This window comes from Microvirga calopogonii (assembly GCF_003347665.1).
Lineage (GTDB): Bacteria > Pseudomonadota > Alphaproteobacteria > Rhizobiales > Beijerinckiaceae > Microvirga > Microvirga calopogonii.
Window position 1 is genome coordinate 208,117 of record NZ_QDGA01000002.1, and the last position, 14,599, is coordinate 222,715.

Consider the following 14,599-nt stretch of genomic DNA (forward strand, 5'->3'; position numbering starts at 1 on the left):
CCGCAATCGTTCACCCTGTGCTGTAAAACACATCATCCATGATGTGAATCGGCTTTGTTCCCAGGGACTTCCTGCTAAGTTCCAGTAACGTTAGAGCAGGTAACCCTTCGATCGAGCCGGTCTTCCATGTCTTTCCGATCCGTCAGGCTTCTGGCCGCCACAAGCGTCCTGGCGCTTTCCTTTGCCGCTGCGCAGGCGCAGGTTCCCGTTCCGCGCCAGGCCCCCGCCGCAGGTGCCATCGTGGCGGCCAAGGGAGGCGAGGAGATGCGCTTCGTGCGCGAGGATCTCTGGCGCGCCGCCCAGCTGCAGCAGAGCCTCGTCGGCGGCGATACCCTGCGCACCAACGCCATCGGCAATCTGGCGATCCTGTTCAACGACCAGACCCAGATCCGCGTCGGGCGCAATTCGACCTTGACCGTCAACGACGTGGCGAGCGGCCCGGCCGACGCGACCCAGCTCAGCCTCCAGGGCGGCAATATCTGGGCGCGCGCCGCCCGTGGCGGCTCGGGCGTCGACGTCAAGACGCCGGCCGCGGTCGCGGCCATTCGCGGCACCGACTGGTCTCTATCGGTGGACGGCGCCGGCAAGACATCGCTCGTCGTGCTCGAAGGCGTCGTCGAGCTCAAGAACCCGCAAGGTGCGGTGACGGTGCGTCAGGGCGAAGGCGCCGTGGCGGCCGTCGGTCAGGCGCCGACGAAGTTCGTTCTCGTCAGCCCAAACGATCGCGAGCAGATGCTCTTCTACATGTCGATGCGCGAGGTGTTCATCAACCTGCCGACGACAACCTCGGGAAGCAAGCAATTCGAGGCTGAAAGATCCAGGATCGAGGCCCTGCCGCTCGGATCCCGCACGACGGAAGATTGGCTTGTCCTCGCCGAGAGCCTCATGAACGCCGGCAACAGGCGCGCGGCGGCTGCTCCTCTTGCGGAAGCCCGAAACCGCCCGATGACCAGGGCACAGCGCGCCCGCGCCGATTATATCGAAGCCCTCATGGCCGGCGCGGACCGCCGCTGGCAGGATGCGATCAAGCTGTTCGAACGCGCGAAGCCGGGCCTCGATCCCCGGCGACGCGGCTGGGCCGAGTACGGCCGCTATGCAGCCGCATCCCTGGCGGATCCGAAGCGGGTGCAGCCGGCTCCGAAGGTTCCGGTCAGGGATCCCAGGACGGCGGAAATCAACGCCTATCTCACCGGGTTCCGACAGGACCTCAAGGCTGCAGCCGCCGAGGCTGCAGCCTCCGAGAAGCTGTTCCCGAACGATGCCGGACTGGCCATTCTCTCGGCGTCCCTCGCGCAGGATCTCGACCATCGCGAGGACATGTATGCGGCCTATGAACGTGCCAAGGCCCTCGATCCGGCGGATCCGGACGTGGTGGCCTTCGGGGCGACGATCAAGGCGGATTCGACATCGATGGGGCGCTGGCCGATCTCTACAGGGTCGTGAAGACCGATCCGAACTTCTCGCTCCTCAACCAGATCGGCCTGCTCGAACAGGGCCGGGGCGCCTTCATCGAGGCCGAAGCCGCCTTCCGGCGCGCCATCGAGATGGAACCGCAGAATCCGATTCCCTACGTCAACCTGGCCATCCTCCTCCTGGATCAGAGCCGGGTGGAAGAGGCGGGCGTTCTCATCGACAAGGCGCTGGCCCTCGACCCGCCCACGGCCTACTCGGCCCGCGGACGCTATCTTCTGCAGAAGGGCAAGATGGCTCAGGCCATCGAGTCCCTGCTGGCCGGATCCGCCGTCAATCCGGCCCGTTCCAACGATCAGCTCATCCTGGCCGACGCCTATTTCCAGAACGGCGATTACGAGCTCGCCTGGCAGACCCTCGACAATGCCGACCGGCTCGATCCCAGGGCTCCGATCGTGCCCGTCCTGCGCACGGCCTTCGCGCTCGATCTCTACATGGCCGACGAGGCGATCCTCGCCGCGCGCGAAGCCCTGCGACGCTACCGGGACCGTGGCGGGGACTATGCGGGCCTTTCGGTCACCAAGCAGACCGGCTCCTATCCGGTGGAGGCCTACCGCTTCATCAACCTGCATGACTGGGCGCGCTTCTATGCCGACCGGACCTTCGATCCGTTCGAGGCGCAAGGCTATTTCGACCAGGCGATCGCCAGCAGGCCGGGCCTGTTTACGACCGAGCCGACCCTCGATGCTGCCGAAGGCACGGACCTCAACAGCGCGGCCCTGAACCTCTCCATTCAGGGATTGCTCCTCGACCCGCTGGCCGTTTCCGGCCGCATCGGACGCTTCGATCCCATCCGTCGGCCGTTCCTCGACACCCAGATCGAAGGCGGGCCCATCGTGCGCGGCGGCAAGGTCGGCTGGGAAGCGGGCGTGCTGGTCAACGGCTTCTCCAACAACCCTGTGCCGACGAGCTTCAGCCTGTCCGCCAACGCCGGCGAGAGCAAAGGCAACCTGACGGCCGATAACGAGAGAGCAAAAGGCATCACGTTCAGCATCGGCTCGGCTCCGAACGCCGCCGACCGGTTCATGTTCATGGGTTGGGCGAACGAGGGCAGGCCGGGACTGACGGATGTCGACCGTTTGGACCGCACCGAGCATATCGAGCGGGACGAGACGACACTCTTCGGCGTGGCCGGCTGGAGCCACACCTTCGGCTACCGGAACGTTCTCTCGACCGCCATCTTCGCGACGCGGAACGATACGCTCGACCGCGGGGATCAGTGGGACTACAGCACCTTCCCGACCATTCACACCCTTTGGCAGGAGAAGCAACGCGTCGATGGCGTCGTCGGAGCGGTGAGCCACGCCATCGGGATCGGCGACTTCAACCTGCGCTACGGCCTGGAGGCTCAGGCAGGTCAGGTGCGATACGACGGCGTCAGCAGGAGTTACCAATATTGGTTCTCGGGACCGGAGGACTATCTCCAGGATGCTACGGCCTTCGATAGCCCCTTCCGCGGAGGCCGCGCCTATGCGGATCTTTCGTGGCGCCCCAATGATCGGTTCGAGGCTCAGGCCGGCATCCATCGCACTTTCCTCGATATGAAGAATGCCGATCCCGATGTCTGGGTGTCGCCCCGCTTCGGCATCGGCGTGTCGCCGCTTGAGGGGCAATGGCTGCGTGCGGCCTATATCGAGAATGCGGACACTTATCTGAGCTACTCGCTCGCACCCGCGACCACGGTCGGGCTGATCCCGAACGATACGCCCGCAAGCGGTCCGACGAAGAGCCTTATTCTGCGCTGGGATGCCGAGTGGACCCCGCATGTCTTCACGGCCCTGGAATATCAGCGGCAAACGCTGAACGACCTCAATGTTCCGCGAATCAACACGCTGACGAGCTTCGAAGATATCGAGAAGGCGCGCGCCGAGTGGCTCGCCGCCACGATCAATGTCTGGCTGGGTCATGGCATCGGCGTGTTCGGCACGGTCGGCGGCGCGACTTCGAAAATCCTGGCGACGGCGGAAGCCCGGGACGGTCAGGGTGTGGGAGAGCCCGTCCCCTATGTTCCGGAACGCTTCGCGCGCTTCGGGGTGACCTTCGTCCATCCGAGCCGCCTGCGGTTCACCCTGACCCAGAATTTCATCGGCGAGCGGTCCGGCTCCTATGACAACGACCGGCTTGAATCCTACTGGACGACCGATGCCGCGATCACCTGGGAGACGCCGGACCGGCGCTTCCAGTTCGGCCTGACGGCGCTCAACCTGTTCGACCAGCGTTACGATTTCGGCTTCGACATTCCGGCTCCCGGCCGTACGGTCGCGGCCTCCGTCAAGGCTCGGTTCTAGGGTGAGCGGCCAAGGGTCAACATCGGACGATCACGGGAGAGGGCCGCTCTGGCGCCATTTCGCCATGGCCGGGCTCATCGCGGCCCTGCTGATGCCGGTCCTCTATTTCCCGCCCTTCCATCTCATCGAGGCGCGGCTCTACGACATCCTCTCGGTCGTCTCGCCACCCGTGCCTGCGCGGCCGGGCGCCGTGATCGTGGCCATCGACGAGCCGTCGATCGGCGAGATCGGCCAGCGCTGGCCCTGGTCCCGGGAGCTTCACGCCAAACTGGTCGAGAGCCTGCGTGCCGCTGGCGCGAAGGTGATCGCCTTCGACGTCATCTTCGCCGACCCCACCACGGAAGAAGCCGACGCGACTTTCGCGAAGGCGCTCGGTCCGGACGTGGTGCTAGCCGCCGACGACGTGACCACGCTCCTGCCGCAAGGCGTTCAGGTGACCCGCGTCAGCCCGCTCGAACCGTTTCTCGATGCCGGCGCGGCAACGGGTGTGGCCTCCGTGGATATCGACGGGGATGCCTATCTGCGCCGCATGCCTCAGGCGCCGGACAGTCTCGCGGCCGAAGCGCTGCGCCTGAAGGGCGAACCGCAGGCGGTCGCTTCCGACGGTGCGCTGATCCAATATTTCGGCCCGGCTCGCTCCTACCCGACCGCTTCCTATTATCAGGCTCTCGATCCGACGAATTTTCTTCCGCCCGGATTCTTCAAGGATCAGGTCGTTCTGGTGGGGTTGAGCCTGAAGCAGGCAACCTCCGCCGATATCGGCGCGCCCGATACGTTCCCGACACCCTATACGTTGACCGAAGGAACCCTCACGGCGGGCGTGGAGGTGCAGGCCACGATCCTCGACAACCTTCGTCATAACCTCTACGTGCTGCCCGTGTCTCGGCTCGTCATGGCGCTTCTGGTGATCGCCGGGGCACTTCTGGCGGCAGCCTTCTCCATGCAGGGCGTCTCCTGGCGAACCGGGCTCGCGGCGGCCTTCCTGCTCGCCTTTTTCATCGTCGGATCCTGGGCCGTGCTCCGCTTCGGCCGGGTCTGGATGCCGCCGGCCATGCCGGCGGCGGCGGCGCTGGCGGTGTTCGGCGCACGTTTCGGGCTCGATTACGCCCGCGAGCGTCACCTGCGCCGCACCGTGTCGGAAGCCTTCTCGCGCTATCTCTCGCCGGATCTCGTGGCGCAGCTCGCGCGCGATCCGGGCGCCCTGAAGCTCGGAGGCGAGCGCCGCAATCTTTCGATCCTGTTCTGTGACGTGCGCGGCTTCACGACCTTGTCGGAGAAGCTGAAGGATGAGCCGGAGCGCCTGACCACACTCATCAACCGCCTGCTCGATCCGCTTTCCGCCGCCGTGCTCGCGGAAGGCGGCACCATCGACAAATATATCGGCGACTGCGTAATGGCGTTCTGGAACGCCCCGCTGCCGAGCCCGGACCATCCGCTGCGCGCCGCACGCGCCGCCATGGGCATGCTGGACGCGGTCAAAGCCCTGAATGCCGAGCTGCGGCGCGAACAAGGCGAGGATGCGCCCTCCTTCGCCATCGGCGTCGGCATCAATACCGGCGATTGCGTGGTCGGCAATGTGGGCTCGCGCTGGCGCTACGATTACTCGGTCCTCGGCGATACGGTGAACCTCGCATCGCGTCTGGAGAGCTTGTCGAAGGAATACGGCGTTTCCATCGTTCTCGGCCCCGCGACCGCGAAGGCGCTGCAGGAGCATTTCGTGCTGATCGAGCTCGACCGGATCGCCGTGAAAGGGCGCGCCGAGAAGACCGCCATCTTCACCATCATTGCTCCCGCCTCGCAGCGTCAGGATCCGGCGCTGGCGGAGCTGATGGAGGTGCATCCCACGCTGCTCGACAGCATCGGTGCCGGACGCCGTGTGGAAGCCCTCGAACTCGTCCGGCGCTGCCAGACGCTCGCCCCGACCTTATCGAACTACTACGGGAAGGTTCTGCGCAAGGCGACGGCCATCCCGGAATGAGCCGCCCTTTTGCGGCTCTCCGTTCATTGCCTGGGCTCAGGCTCGGCTTGCACGGGAAACGCTTTTCCGCCGACATGATTTTGCGAACGAATTGCAAGTAAAAACAAGGTCTTGCGCGTTGAAAAACACGGTCTATAAGGGCGCCTCGTTTCCCGCAGCACTCTTGATTACGCATCGCGCCATGGACAAGATTCAGAAACTTGCCCTGGGCAGCATATTCATCGGAACCGTTGTTTTCGCTCTGAAATATGCCGCCTATTACATCACAGGCAGTATTGCGCTCTATTCGGATGCGCTGGAGAGCGTCATCAACGTGGTGACGGCCATTGCGGCGTTCATGGCCGTGCGCCTGAGTGCAGCGCCCGCGGATGCGAACCACCCTTACGGACATCATAAGGTGGAGTATTTCTCCGCCGTTCTCGAGGGTGTGCTGATCATCGTCGCGGCACTCGCCATCCTGCGGGAGTCCTACTACGGATTCCTGTCGCCGAAGATGATCGATGCGCCCATGGAGGGCCTTGCGATCAACGCCATCGCCAGCGTCATCAATGCCTTCTGGTCCTGGCTGCTGATCAACCGTGGACGGCGCATGCGCTCGCCCGCCCTCGTGGCCGACGGACGCCATCTCTTCACGGACGTCATGACCTCGGCGGGCGTACTGATCGGCCTCCTGCTCGTTCCCTTCACCGGATGGCATTGGCTCGATTCCGTCCTCGCCGCCCTGGTGGCCGTCAACATTCTCTGGTCAGGCTGGGGCCTGATGAAGGAAAGCATCGGCGGCCTCATGGACGAGGCCCTCCCCGAGGCGACCCTGAGCCGCGTTCGCGAGATCATCGCCATCAATGCCCAAGGCGCCATCGAAGCGCACGACCTTCGCACGCGCCATGCGGGCCGGATGACCTTCATCGACTTCCATCTCGTGGTGCCGGGCCACATGAGCGTGACCGACGCCCACGACATCTGCGACCGTCTGGAACGCGCCCTCAAGGATGACGTGAAGGACGCGCTCATCACGATCCATGTGGAGCCCGACAACAAGGCCAAGCACGCCGGCATCGTGGTCCTTTGATACGGAACGCTTGCGCGAGCGCCAGACAGTCCTGAACCCTCCTCGGCGATACGCTGGACGTGCGGTGGACCGGAAGAGGCGCATGCCCCGTTGCATGAAGTCTAATTCCATTGAGATCGCTCGTTGTCGAGCAATCCGGGCGTGGTCTGGATTGGTGACTTCAGGGCGCAATGACTTTGCTCTCTGTCCATATGGGTTCGCGGCCCGGTCTTCAGTTTCGACAACACCTTGCCGCCTCGGAAGCTGAGCCAGCCAATCCGTAGGTCAAATCTGTTTCCACCTGCGTGGAAGCATTTCTCTCTGCGGCAGGTCAGCGTTTTCGACGACAACCCGGATCCACTTCCCCGGAGTGTCTTTCAGGCCAAGACAGAATCGACAATGATTAACGAGAAGTTAAAATAAATAAATACTTAATAAATGATCCAAGACCACGCTTATTTAATTGCTTAGTATGCGCCTCATAAGTAATTTCCCGTAATGTTATGAACGACGCAAAGCGATTATAAGCCTAATACCTGTTACAAGTGCGCTATGGGGGCGTGCGCCTCCCGCGGGGATGCGGGCAGGTTGTCGAGGGGCCATGCGTTTTCTGAATAATCTGAAATTGATCGTCAAACTGGCGATTCCGGCAGCAATCTTTGTCGCTATCACGATCGGTTTGATTGCCATCGCGAAGAACGGATTGGATACCCTCAGTGCCGACACCAAGAAACTGACGGATGTCGAAACTGCACGCCTGATCACCATTCTGAATATCAACGCCGAAGTGAACGAGGCCAGCATCCAGGAAAAGAACCTGATCCTGTTGTCCTCAACGGAGCAGGACCGGCTCAAGAGCGCGGAAGCCGTCTTTCAGCAATACAAGAAACTGGCGCTGCAGAACGCCGATAAGCTGATCGCTCTTGCCGATTCTGCGGAGCGTCGCGCTGCGAGCGAGACCGTCAAGGCGACTCTTGGCAACTACTTCGCTCTCATGGACAAGAGCGTCGCTCACAGCATGCAGGACGACGATTTTTCGGCCCTTCAAATCTCCAACGGCGAAGGACGCAATCTTCGCATGAAGGTCCGTGACCTCCTGACGGAGCGCATCGCCGTCAATCAGAAGGCGGTCGACCGCGCAGCGGACGATGCGGAAGCCCTCGCATCCAGCACCTCCACGACGCTCATCGTGTCATCGGTCATCGGTTTGAGCATTGCGATCGCCCTGCTCGGCTCCATCGTCGTGATCGCCATTACGCGTCCGTTGAACCGCGTTACCGGTTCGATGAACCAGCTCGCGAACGGCGACCTGTCGGTCGATGTGACCGGCACGGAGCGCAAGGACGAGGTCGGCGCGCTCGCCCGTTCGCTGCAGGTGTTCAAGGACAACGCCGTCGAGGCCCGCCATCTCGCCGCCGCGCAGGAGGCCGAGAACCAGGCCAAGATGCGCCGGGCGGAAGTACTCGACCAGCTGACGAAGCGTTTCGAGATGAACGTCTCGGCCCTGACGCAGGGGCTGTCCTCGGCCGCCACCGAGATGGAAGCCACCGCCCAGTCGATGACCCACGTGGCGGGCCAGACCACCCAGCAGTCGGTCACCGTTTCCTCGGCTGCCCAGCAGACTTCGGCCAACGTGCAGACGGTGGCGGCCGCCACCGAGGAGCTGTCGATCTCGATCCGCGAGATCGCCGCCCAGGTCGCGCAATCCTCGCAGATCGCCGACAAGGCCGTGCACGGAGCCCGCCGCACCGATGCGGCGGTGCAGGATCTGGCCGCGACCGCAGCCAAGATCGGCGACGTGGTGCAGCTCATCAACACGATTGCCGGTCAGACCAATCTGCTGGCACTGAACGCCACCATCGAGGCGGCCCGTGCGGGCGAGGCCGGCAAGGGTTTCGCTGTCGTGGCCACCGAGGTCAAGGAGCTGGCGAGCCAGACCGCCCGGGCGACCGAGGACATCTCGAGCCAGATCGCCTCAGTGCAGCAGGCCACCCAGCAGACGGTCGCGGCCATCCAGGAGATCGCCCGCACGATCACCGAAATGAGCCAGATCTCGACCTCGATCGCGGCTGCCATGGAAGAACAGGGCGCCGCCACGGCCGAGATCGCCCGCAACGTGCAGGAGGCCGCGCGCGGCACCGAGGCTGTCACGGGCAGCATCGAGGACGTGCAGCACGGAGCCGGCGAGACCGGGGCAGCGGCAAGCCAGGTGCTCGGCGCTGCGCAGGAACTGTCGCGCCACTCGCACGATCTCGGCCGCGAGGTCGCGACCTTCCTCCAGGGCGTCAAGGCCGCCTGAATTTCGGTTCACGGCAAGGCAGGGAGATGGGGCCGCTGCAACCAGCGGCCCTTTTGCTGCGCACCCATGCCGTATCCACCTTCCGGCGAAATGCTGTTTCTCGAAACTCAGCTTGGCACAAGCTACAGGAGCTAATTCCTGGGAGCCTGAAATTCCTGCGCGTCGCAGGACCCGTGCACCGTCTGCTGAGACGCGGACAGGATAGCGAGACGACAATGAGAGCGCTCAACAATCGCAAGCTGATTACGAAACTGACCATTCCGGTGGCATTGTTCATCGCCGTGACGATCGGACTGATCGTCTTCGCCAAATCGAGCCTCGACACGCTCGCAGGTGCGACCCAGCAGATCGTCGATGTGCAGGCTGCGCGGCGCAGCACGGCGCTCAGCGCCAAGGCGAACGTCAACGAAGCGGCGATTCATGAAAAGAACCTGATCATCGAGACGCGCGTTGAGCAGATCCTGGTCTATGACGAACTCTTCAAGAAGGCCAAGGATGCGGCTCTCAAGGACTTCGACAACCTCGTCGCCCTCTCCGATACGCCCGAGATCCGCAGCTCCAACGAGGCACTGAAGCAGACCATCGAGGAATACTTCGCCGTCATGGGTCGCAGCATTGCCCACACGCAGCTCAACGAAAGCGAAGAAGCTTTCAAGCTGTCGACAGGCGAAGGACAAGCCTTGCGCAACAAGGCGATGCAGATGCTCGACCAGAGGATCGATGCTAACGTCCAGGCGCTCAACCAGGGGAAAATCCATGCTGCCGATCTCGCCTCGTTCACATCGACCCAACTGATCGCCGCTTCCGTCATCGGCTTGACGCTCGCCACCTCTCTGCTGGCGGCAATCATGGTCTATGGCGTTGCCCGTCCGCTGAACGGCGTTGCCGGTTCGATGAACCAGCTCGCGAACGGCGACCTGTCGGTCGATGTGACCGGCACGGAGCGCAAGGACGAGGTCGGCGCGCTCGCCCGTTCGCTGCAGGTGTTCAAGGACAACGCCGTCGAGGCCCGCCATCTCGCCGCCGCGCAGGAGGCCGAGAACCAGGCCAAGATGCGCCGGGCGGAAGTACTCGACCAGCTGACGAAGCGTTTCGAGATGAACGTCTCGGCCCTGACGCAGGGGCTGTCCTCGGCCGCCACCGAGATGGAAGCCACCGCCCAGTCCATGACCCACGTGGCGGGCCAGACCACCAACCAGTCCGTTGCGGTGGCCTCCGTGGCCCAGCAGACTTCGGCCAACGTGCAGACGGTGGCGGCCGCCACCGAGGAACTGTCGATCTCGATCCGCGAGATCGCCGCCCAGGTCGCGCAATCCTCGCAGATCGCCGAGCGGGCGGTCGAAGGCGCTCAGCGCACCAACGGCACCGTTCAGGAACTGGCCTCCATGGCGGACAAGATCGGCGACGTGGTGCAGCTCATCAACACGATTGCCGGTCAGACCAATCTGCTGGCACTGAACGCCACCATCGAGGCGGCCCGTGCGGGCGAGGCCGGCAAGGGTTTCGCTGTCGTGGCCACCGAGGTCAAGGAGCTGGCGAGCCAGACCGCCCGGGCGACCGAGGACATCTCGAGCCAAATCGCCTCGGTGCAGCAGGCGACGCAGCAGACGGTCGCGGCCATCCAGGAGATCGCCCGTACGATCACCGAGATGTCGCAGATTTCCGTGTCCATTGCGGCCGCCATGGAAGAACAGGGTGCGGCCACGGCTGAGATCGCTCGCAACGTGCAGGAAGCGGCACGCGGTACGGAAACAGTCACCGGCAACATCGTCGATGTGCAGCACGGGGCCGGAGAGACCGGTTCGGCCGCCTCTCAGGTGCTCGGCGCTGCGCAGGAACTGTCGCGCCATTCCCACGATCTCGGCCGCGAGGTCGCGACCTTCCTCCAGGACGTCAAGGCCGCATAGGCGAAACCTCTCCGCTCCTTTCGAGCCTGAACCTCCAGAGCCCGGTCCTCGCGATCCGGGCTTTTTTTCTTTTCCGCTACGCTGAAACAAGCAGGGTGCGAGATCTTTTTACTCCACGACGGGACGTGATCTCACTCCTGGAGAAGGGCCCGTCGCAGAGAGCGGAACGGCATGCTTGTTCGAGCGGGTTCCCGACCGAAGCCTGTTCCGCAACATCGATGAACCGGGCACCCGCCCCGGCCTGAACGGATGGAGGCTCGCATCGCGATATCGCCTGGGCTGAAGACCCCCTCCGCGCCGAAACGTTGAGCGTTGGAGGCACCCTTCAGCTTGACAATCTGTATTCCCTGACCGGCTGAGCCGGATGAACGTCAATGACGTGTGACTTCGAGTCACCGCGGGCCCGTTTCACCATGGAATGGGCCCGTTTGATTGGCTCTGTCCGAAAACGCGAAAGGCGCCCTCGGGGCGCCTTGTCGATGAAGTCCTGCAGTGGGAGAGAATGGAGCGGGCGAAGGGATTCGAACCCTCGACCCCAACCTTGGCAAGGTTGTGCTCTACCCCTGAGCTACACCCGCACGCTCCGTCAACTCGTCAGACTTGCACCTCGTCAGATTTGGTGGAGCCAGGCGGGATCGAACCGCCGACCTCTTGCATGCCATGCAAGCGCTCTCCCAGCTGAGCTATGGCCCCTAACCTGACAGGGCAGCACCTTTATATTCGAGCTGCCCCGGTGTTCCCGAACACATAATTGCAACCTGCCGCTAGGGCAACCCACTTCTAAGTCCTTGTCGATCAAGGAAGAAGATGGTGCCGCAAGAGGGATTCGAACCCCCGACCCCCTCATTACGAATGCTAAGGTTTGAGTTTCTTTGTGTTTCCCCGAGTTGCCGCGCGGCCGCTTACACCTTGCCAATAAATGCTTTTTATCCTTACTTCATTTCCGCAAAATGGCCGGTGTTTCCCAAATGGTGCTTCCCCGGTGCTTCCCCGGAGAGAAGAATGGCGGATCAGCGGCTCACGAAGAAGGTTGTCGACGGCATAAAACCGAACGGTGCCGAGTTTACGGTTTGGGATAGCGATCTGACGGGATTCGGGGTTCGGGTTCGGTCTAACGGCGCAATGTCCTATGTCGTTGTTTACCGAGTCGGGAATGGTCGAAAGGCCCCAGTTAAGAAGCTGACTATAGGCACCGTCGGGAAGCTCACGCCCGACGAAGCTCGGGGGATTGCTAAGAAAGCGATTGGTTCAGTTGCGCATGGACTCGACCCGGCCGCTGAGAAGGCTGAGGCCCGTAAATGCTTGACCGTTTCCGAATTGGCCGACGCATTTCTCACCGACCACGTGCGCACCAAGCGGAAGGGTACAACTGCCGAGGGGTATGAGCACGCCCTCAAAGCCCATGTCGTACCTGAGCTTGGCTCTACAAAGGCCGACAAGCTTACACGGCCGGCCGTCGCGAAACTGCATCTGAAACTTCAAGACAGGCCTGCAATGGCAAATTATGTGCTCGCCGTAATCGGGAGCATGTATGGATTCGCCCAAAGGCGCGGCTTCGTTCCCGAGGGTTTCAATCCGGCAAGCCGGATCGAGAAATACCCCGAGCAAGGCCGTGAGCGCTTCCTGACTAGCGACGAGCTTGCGCGCTTGGGTGATGCGATCCGCGAGGCGGAGACGATTGGCATCGCTTGGGAAGTTGACGAGAGCAAGCCAACAGCCAAGCACGCTCCGAAGGCGGAGAACCGTCGGACGGTCTTCGGCCCCTACCCTGTCGCGGCACTGCGCTTGCTACTCCTGACCGGATGTAGGCTCCGCGAAGTTTTACACCTGAAATGGGAATACGTTGATTTCGAGCGCGGCATGATCTTCCTGCCGGACTCGAAAACCGGTCGGAAGCCCGTTGTGCTCAATGCGCCAGCTTTGGCGGTCCTTGCCTCTCTGCCCCGCGCCGGGGCTTACGTCGTACTCGGCGACGATCCCGAGAGACCTCGGCACGACCTCAAGAAGATTTGGGCTGCAGTCTCGCGACATGCCGGGCTCGCTGGCGTTCGCATCCACGACTTGCGCCATACTTTTGCGAGCATAGGTGCTGGCGGAGGCCTCGGCCTTCCGATCGTTGGCAAGTTGCTCGGGCACACACAGGCCGCGACAACGGCCCGTTATGCTCATTTAGACGCTGACCCCCTCCGCCGCGCTTCGGATCGCATTGCGGGTACTATTGCTGCTGCGCTTGAGGGCAGGCCAGAAGCCGAAGTTGTGCCGCTCAAGACGAGGCAAAGCTAGGTGAGACTTTCTTCCGGGAAATGCTGCCCACGATCATTGTCGGAAAATTTTTTCTCCGTTTTCTTTCAACCTGTATTCAAACGCTTCCGACTTAATCGGACGCCGAATACATTAGTATATCCTCTGTATATGCAAATTGTTTGCTTATTTACTTTACATGTATACTCCGATTTAATCGGACTAATATAGTTACATACTTAACACAGCTTGATTAGTACTAAATTTCCAGTAATTTCCTCCTATTGCCGCGACAGAGCGGCCGATTTGGAGGAGGTTATGAACTCACCCACGCCCCGCGACTTGTTGGATGTGAAGACTGCTGCAAAGCGGCTCGGCCTGAGCAAGTCGACCTTGGATAAACTGCGCGTCTATGGCGGCGGCCCGCGCTTCTCGAAGCTCGGCCGATCCGTACGCTACTCGGCGACCGACTTAGATAATTGGGTCCACGAGAACCGACGCACTTCGACTTCAGCGGCGGCCTAACGGGCGCCGCTACTATCCCAAACTAACCTTCCCAAAAACCTGCAACGACCTCGACGCCCGCCCGGCGATCGGTGGCGCTTGCTCAATTTCAAGCCGTGGGGGCTGACATGACTGTTATCTCGACTACTACCGTCTATTCTGCCGAGCGCGCTCTCGTCGCTCTCGAAACCGCCTATTTCGACATCGAAGCCGAAAGGTCAGTTCGGCTCTTGCGCTCGATTTCGTCGCCCGGAGACGACACCTTGAGCGACCTTTCGCATTCTTTGCAAGCTCGCCTCGTCGAGGGTTTCGCGGCGCTTGCCTCGCAGCCGACAGACCCATGGACACGCTTTCAGCAACTGATGCGCGCGGCCGATCTCTTCGGGCACGACGCGCCGATTGTCGGCTTGATCGCGGGCGCGCTTTCCGGGGATCAAGCCCGACTTGCATCAGCCGAGGCCGCGTAAAACCCAACAGAGGAGAAGACCTGTGAAGATTTCGGACCTTAGCCGTATCAATAAGCTTCATGAGAAGCGAAAGGAGTTAATGAATATCTCGAAAATGTTGCCCCACATGAAGGTTTCAGTGGCGGGGTATGAGATTACACAAGAATTCCTTGACCTAGTCAGGCCGAAACTTGAGGGCCTCCTTGCAGAGAATTATGAGAGGCGACTAGCTCAGATAGACGCCGAACTTGCGGCGCTCGGCGTCGAGGTCTCGTAACCGAGCCGCATATCGAATCTACCTCGTACGGGCATTGAAGGGCGGGCAAGGTTGCATCCGGTCAAAGCCGGGCATCACGCCCGCTCTTCTGTGAACGAGGTCTTCGATGCAAGCCGGGAACGAGCAAGATCAATTGTGGTC

10 protein-coding genes and 2 tRNA genes are annotated in these 14,599 nt (G+C 62.1%); 10 read left to right on the plus strand and 2 right to left on the minus strand.

Annotation, left to right across the window (positions count from 1 at the left end; genetic code table 11):
• Positions 1–126 precede the first annotated feature (126 nt).
• The 6 genes from DDF70_RS03525 (at position 127) to DDF70_RS03550 (ending at position 10,990) form a co-directional block, all read left to right on the plus strand.
• Positions 127–1,443 carry a FecR family protein gene (locus tag DDF70_RS03525; protein WP_114943478.1) on the plus strand — a complete coding sequence of 439 codons (1,317 nt, stop codon included), beginning with the start codon at positions 127–129 and terminating at the stop codon, positions 1,441–1,443.
• Positions 1,440–3,758 (plus strand): TonB-dependent receptor, encoded by a 2,319-nt coding sequence (locus DDF70_RS03530; RefSeq protein ID WP_114943479.1) that lies wholly within the window; start codon positions 1,440–1,442, stop codon positions 3,756–3,758. The genes DDF70_RS03525 and DDF70_RS03530 overlap by 4 nt, the downstream gene beginning before the upstream one ends.
• A gap of 64 nt (positions 3,759–3,822) precedes the next feature.
• Positions 3,823–5,736 carry a CHASE2 domain-containing protein gene (locus DDF70_RS03535; RefSeq protein WP_114943480.1) on the plus strand — a complete coding sequence of 638 codons (1,914 nt, stop codon included), beginning with the start codon at positions 3,823–3,825 and terminating at the stop codon, positions 5,734–5,736.
• A 181-nt stretch (positions 5,737–5,917) separates the two neighbouring features.
• Entirely contained in the window at positions 5,918–6,805 is an 888-nt protein-coding gene (locus DDF70_RS03540) for a cation diffusion facilitator family transporter (protein ID WP_114943481.1), read from the plus strand.
• A gap of 580 nt (positions 6,806–7,385) precedes the next feature.
• On the plus strand, positions 7,386–9,083 hold the full coding sequence (locus DDF70_RS03545) for a methyl-accepting chemotaxis protein (protein ID WP_114943482.1): 1,698 nt from the start codon (positions 7,386–7,388) through the stop codon (positions 9,081–9,083).
• A gap of 215 nt (positions 9,084–9,298) precedes the next feature.
• On the plus strand, positions 9,299–10,990 hold the full coding sequence (locus DDF70_RS03550) for a methyl-accepting chemotaxis protein (protein WP_114943483.1): 1,692 nt from the start codon (positions 9,299–9,301) through the stop codon (positions 10,988–10,990).
• Between the two features lie 503 nt (positions 10,991–11,493).
• Here DDF70_RS03550 and DDF70_RS03555 read toward each other — a convergent pair.
• Positions 11,494–11,568 (minus strand) — tRNA-Gly (locus DDF70_RS03555).
• A gap of 39 nt (positions 11,569–11,607) precedes the next feature.
• Positions 11,608–11,683, minus strand: a tRNA-Ala gene (locus DDF70_RS03560).
• Between the two features lie 309 nt (positions 11,684–11,992).
• Here DDF70_RS03560 and DDF70_RS03565 point away from each other — a divergent pair.
• From DDF70_RS03565 to DDF70_RS03580, 4 genes are all read left to right on the plus strand, one after another.
• Complete coding sequence (locus DDF70_RS03565) at positions 11,993–13,273, plus strand: site-specific integrase (protein WP_114943484.1); 1,281 nt, start codon at positions 11,993–11,995, stop codon at positions 13,271–13,273.
• Positions 13,274–13,549: 276 nt separating this feature from the next.
• Positions 13,550–13,756, plus strand: coding sequence for a helix-turn-helix transcriptional regulator (locus tag DDF70_RS03570; RefSeq protein WP_114943485.1), 207 nt, complete (start codon positions 13,550–13,552; stop codon positions 13,754–13,756).
• 107 nt (positions 13,757–13,863) lie between these two features.
• Positions 13,864–14,202 carry a hypothetical protein gene (locus DDF70_RS03575; protein WP_114943486.1) on the plus strand — a complete coding sequence of 113 codons (339 nt, stop codon included), beginning with the start codon at positions 13,864–13,866 and terminating at the stop codon, positions 14,200–14,202.
• Between the two features lie 22 nt (positions 14,203–14,224).
• Positions 14,225–14,458: a hypothetical protein gene (locus tag DDF70_RS03580; protein WP_114943487.1), complete on the plus strand. Its 234-nt coding sequence runs from the start codon at positions 14,225–14,227 to the stop codon at positions 14,456–14,458.
• Positions 14,459–14,599 lie beyond the last annotated feature (141 nt).

Bases quoted from the DNA above. Each gene is read 5' to 3' on its own strand.
- DDF70_RS03525 (WP_114943478.1), top strand. From the start codon at position 127: ATGTCTTTCCGATCCGTCAGGCTTCTGGCCGCCACAAGCGTCCTGGCG.
- DDF70_RS03535 (WP_114943480.1), top strand. From the start codon at position 3,823: ATGGCCGGGCTCATCGCGGCCCTGCTGATGCCGGTCCTCTATTTCCCG.
- DDF70_RS03540 (WP_114943481.1), top strand. From the start codon at position 5,918: ATGGACAAGATTCAGAAACTTGCCCTGGGCAGCATATTCATCGGAACC.
- DDF70_RS03545 (WP_114943482.1), top strand. From the start codon at position 7,386: ATGCGTTTTCTGAATAATCTGAAATTGATCGTCAAACTGGCGATTCCG.
- DDF70_RS03550 (WP_114943483.1), top strand. From the start codon at position 9,299: ATGAGAGCGCTCAACAATCGCAAGCTGATTACGAAACTGACCATTCCG.
- DDF70_RS03565 (WP_114943484.1), top strand. From the start codon at position 11,993: ATGGCGGATCAGCGGCTCACGAAGAAGGTTGTCGACGGCATAAAACCG.
- DDF70_RS03570 (WP_114943485.1), top strand. From the start codon at position 13,550: ATGAACTCACCCACGCCCCGCGACTTGTTGGATGTGAAGACTGCTGCA.
- DDF70_RS03575 (WP_114943486.1), top strand. From the start codon at position 13,864: ATGACTGTTATCTCGACTACTACCGTCTATTCTGCCGAGCGCGCTCTC.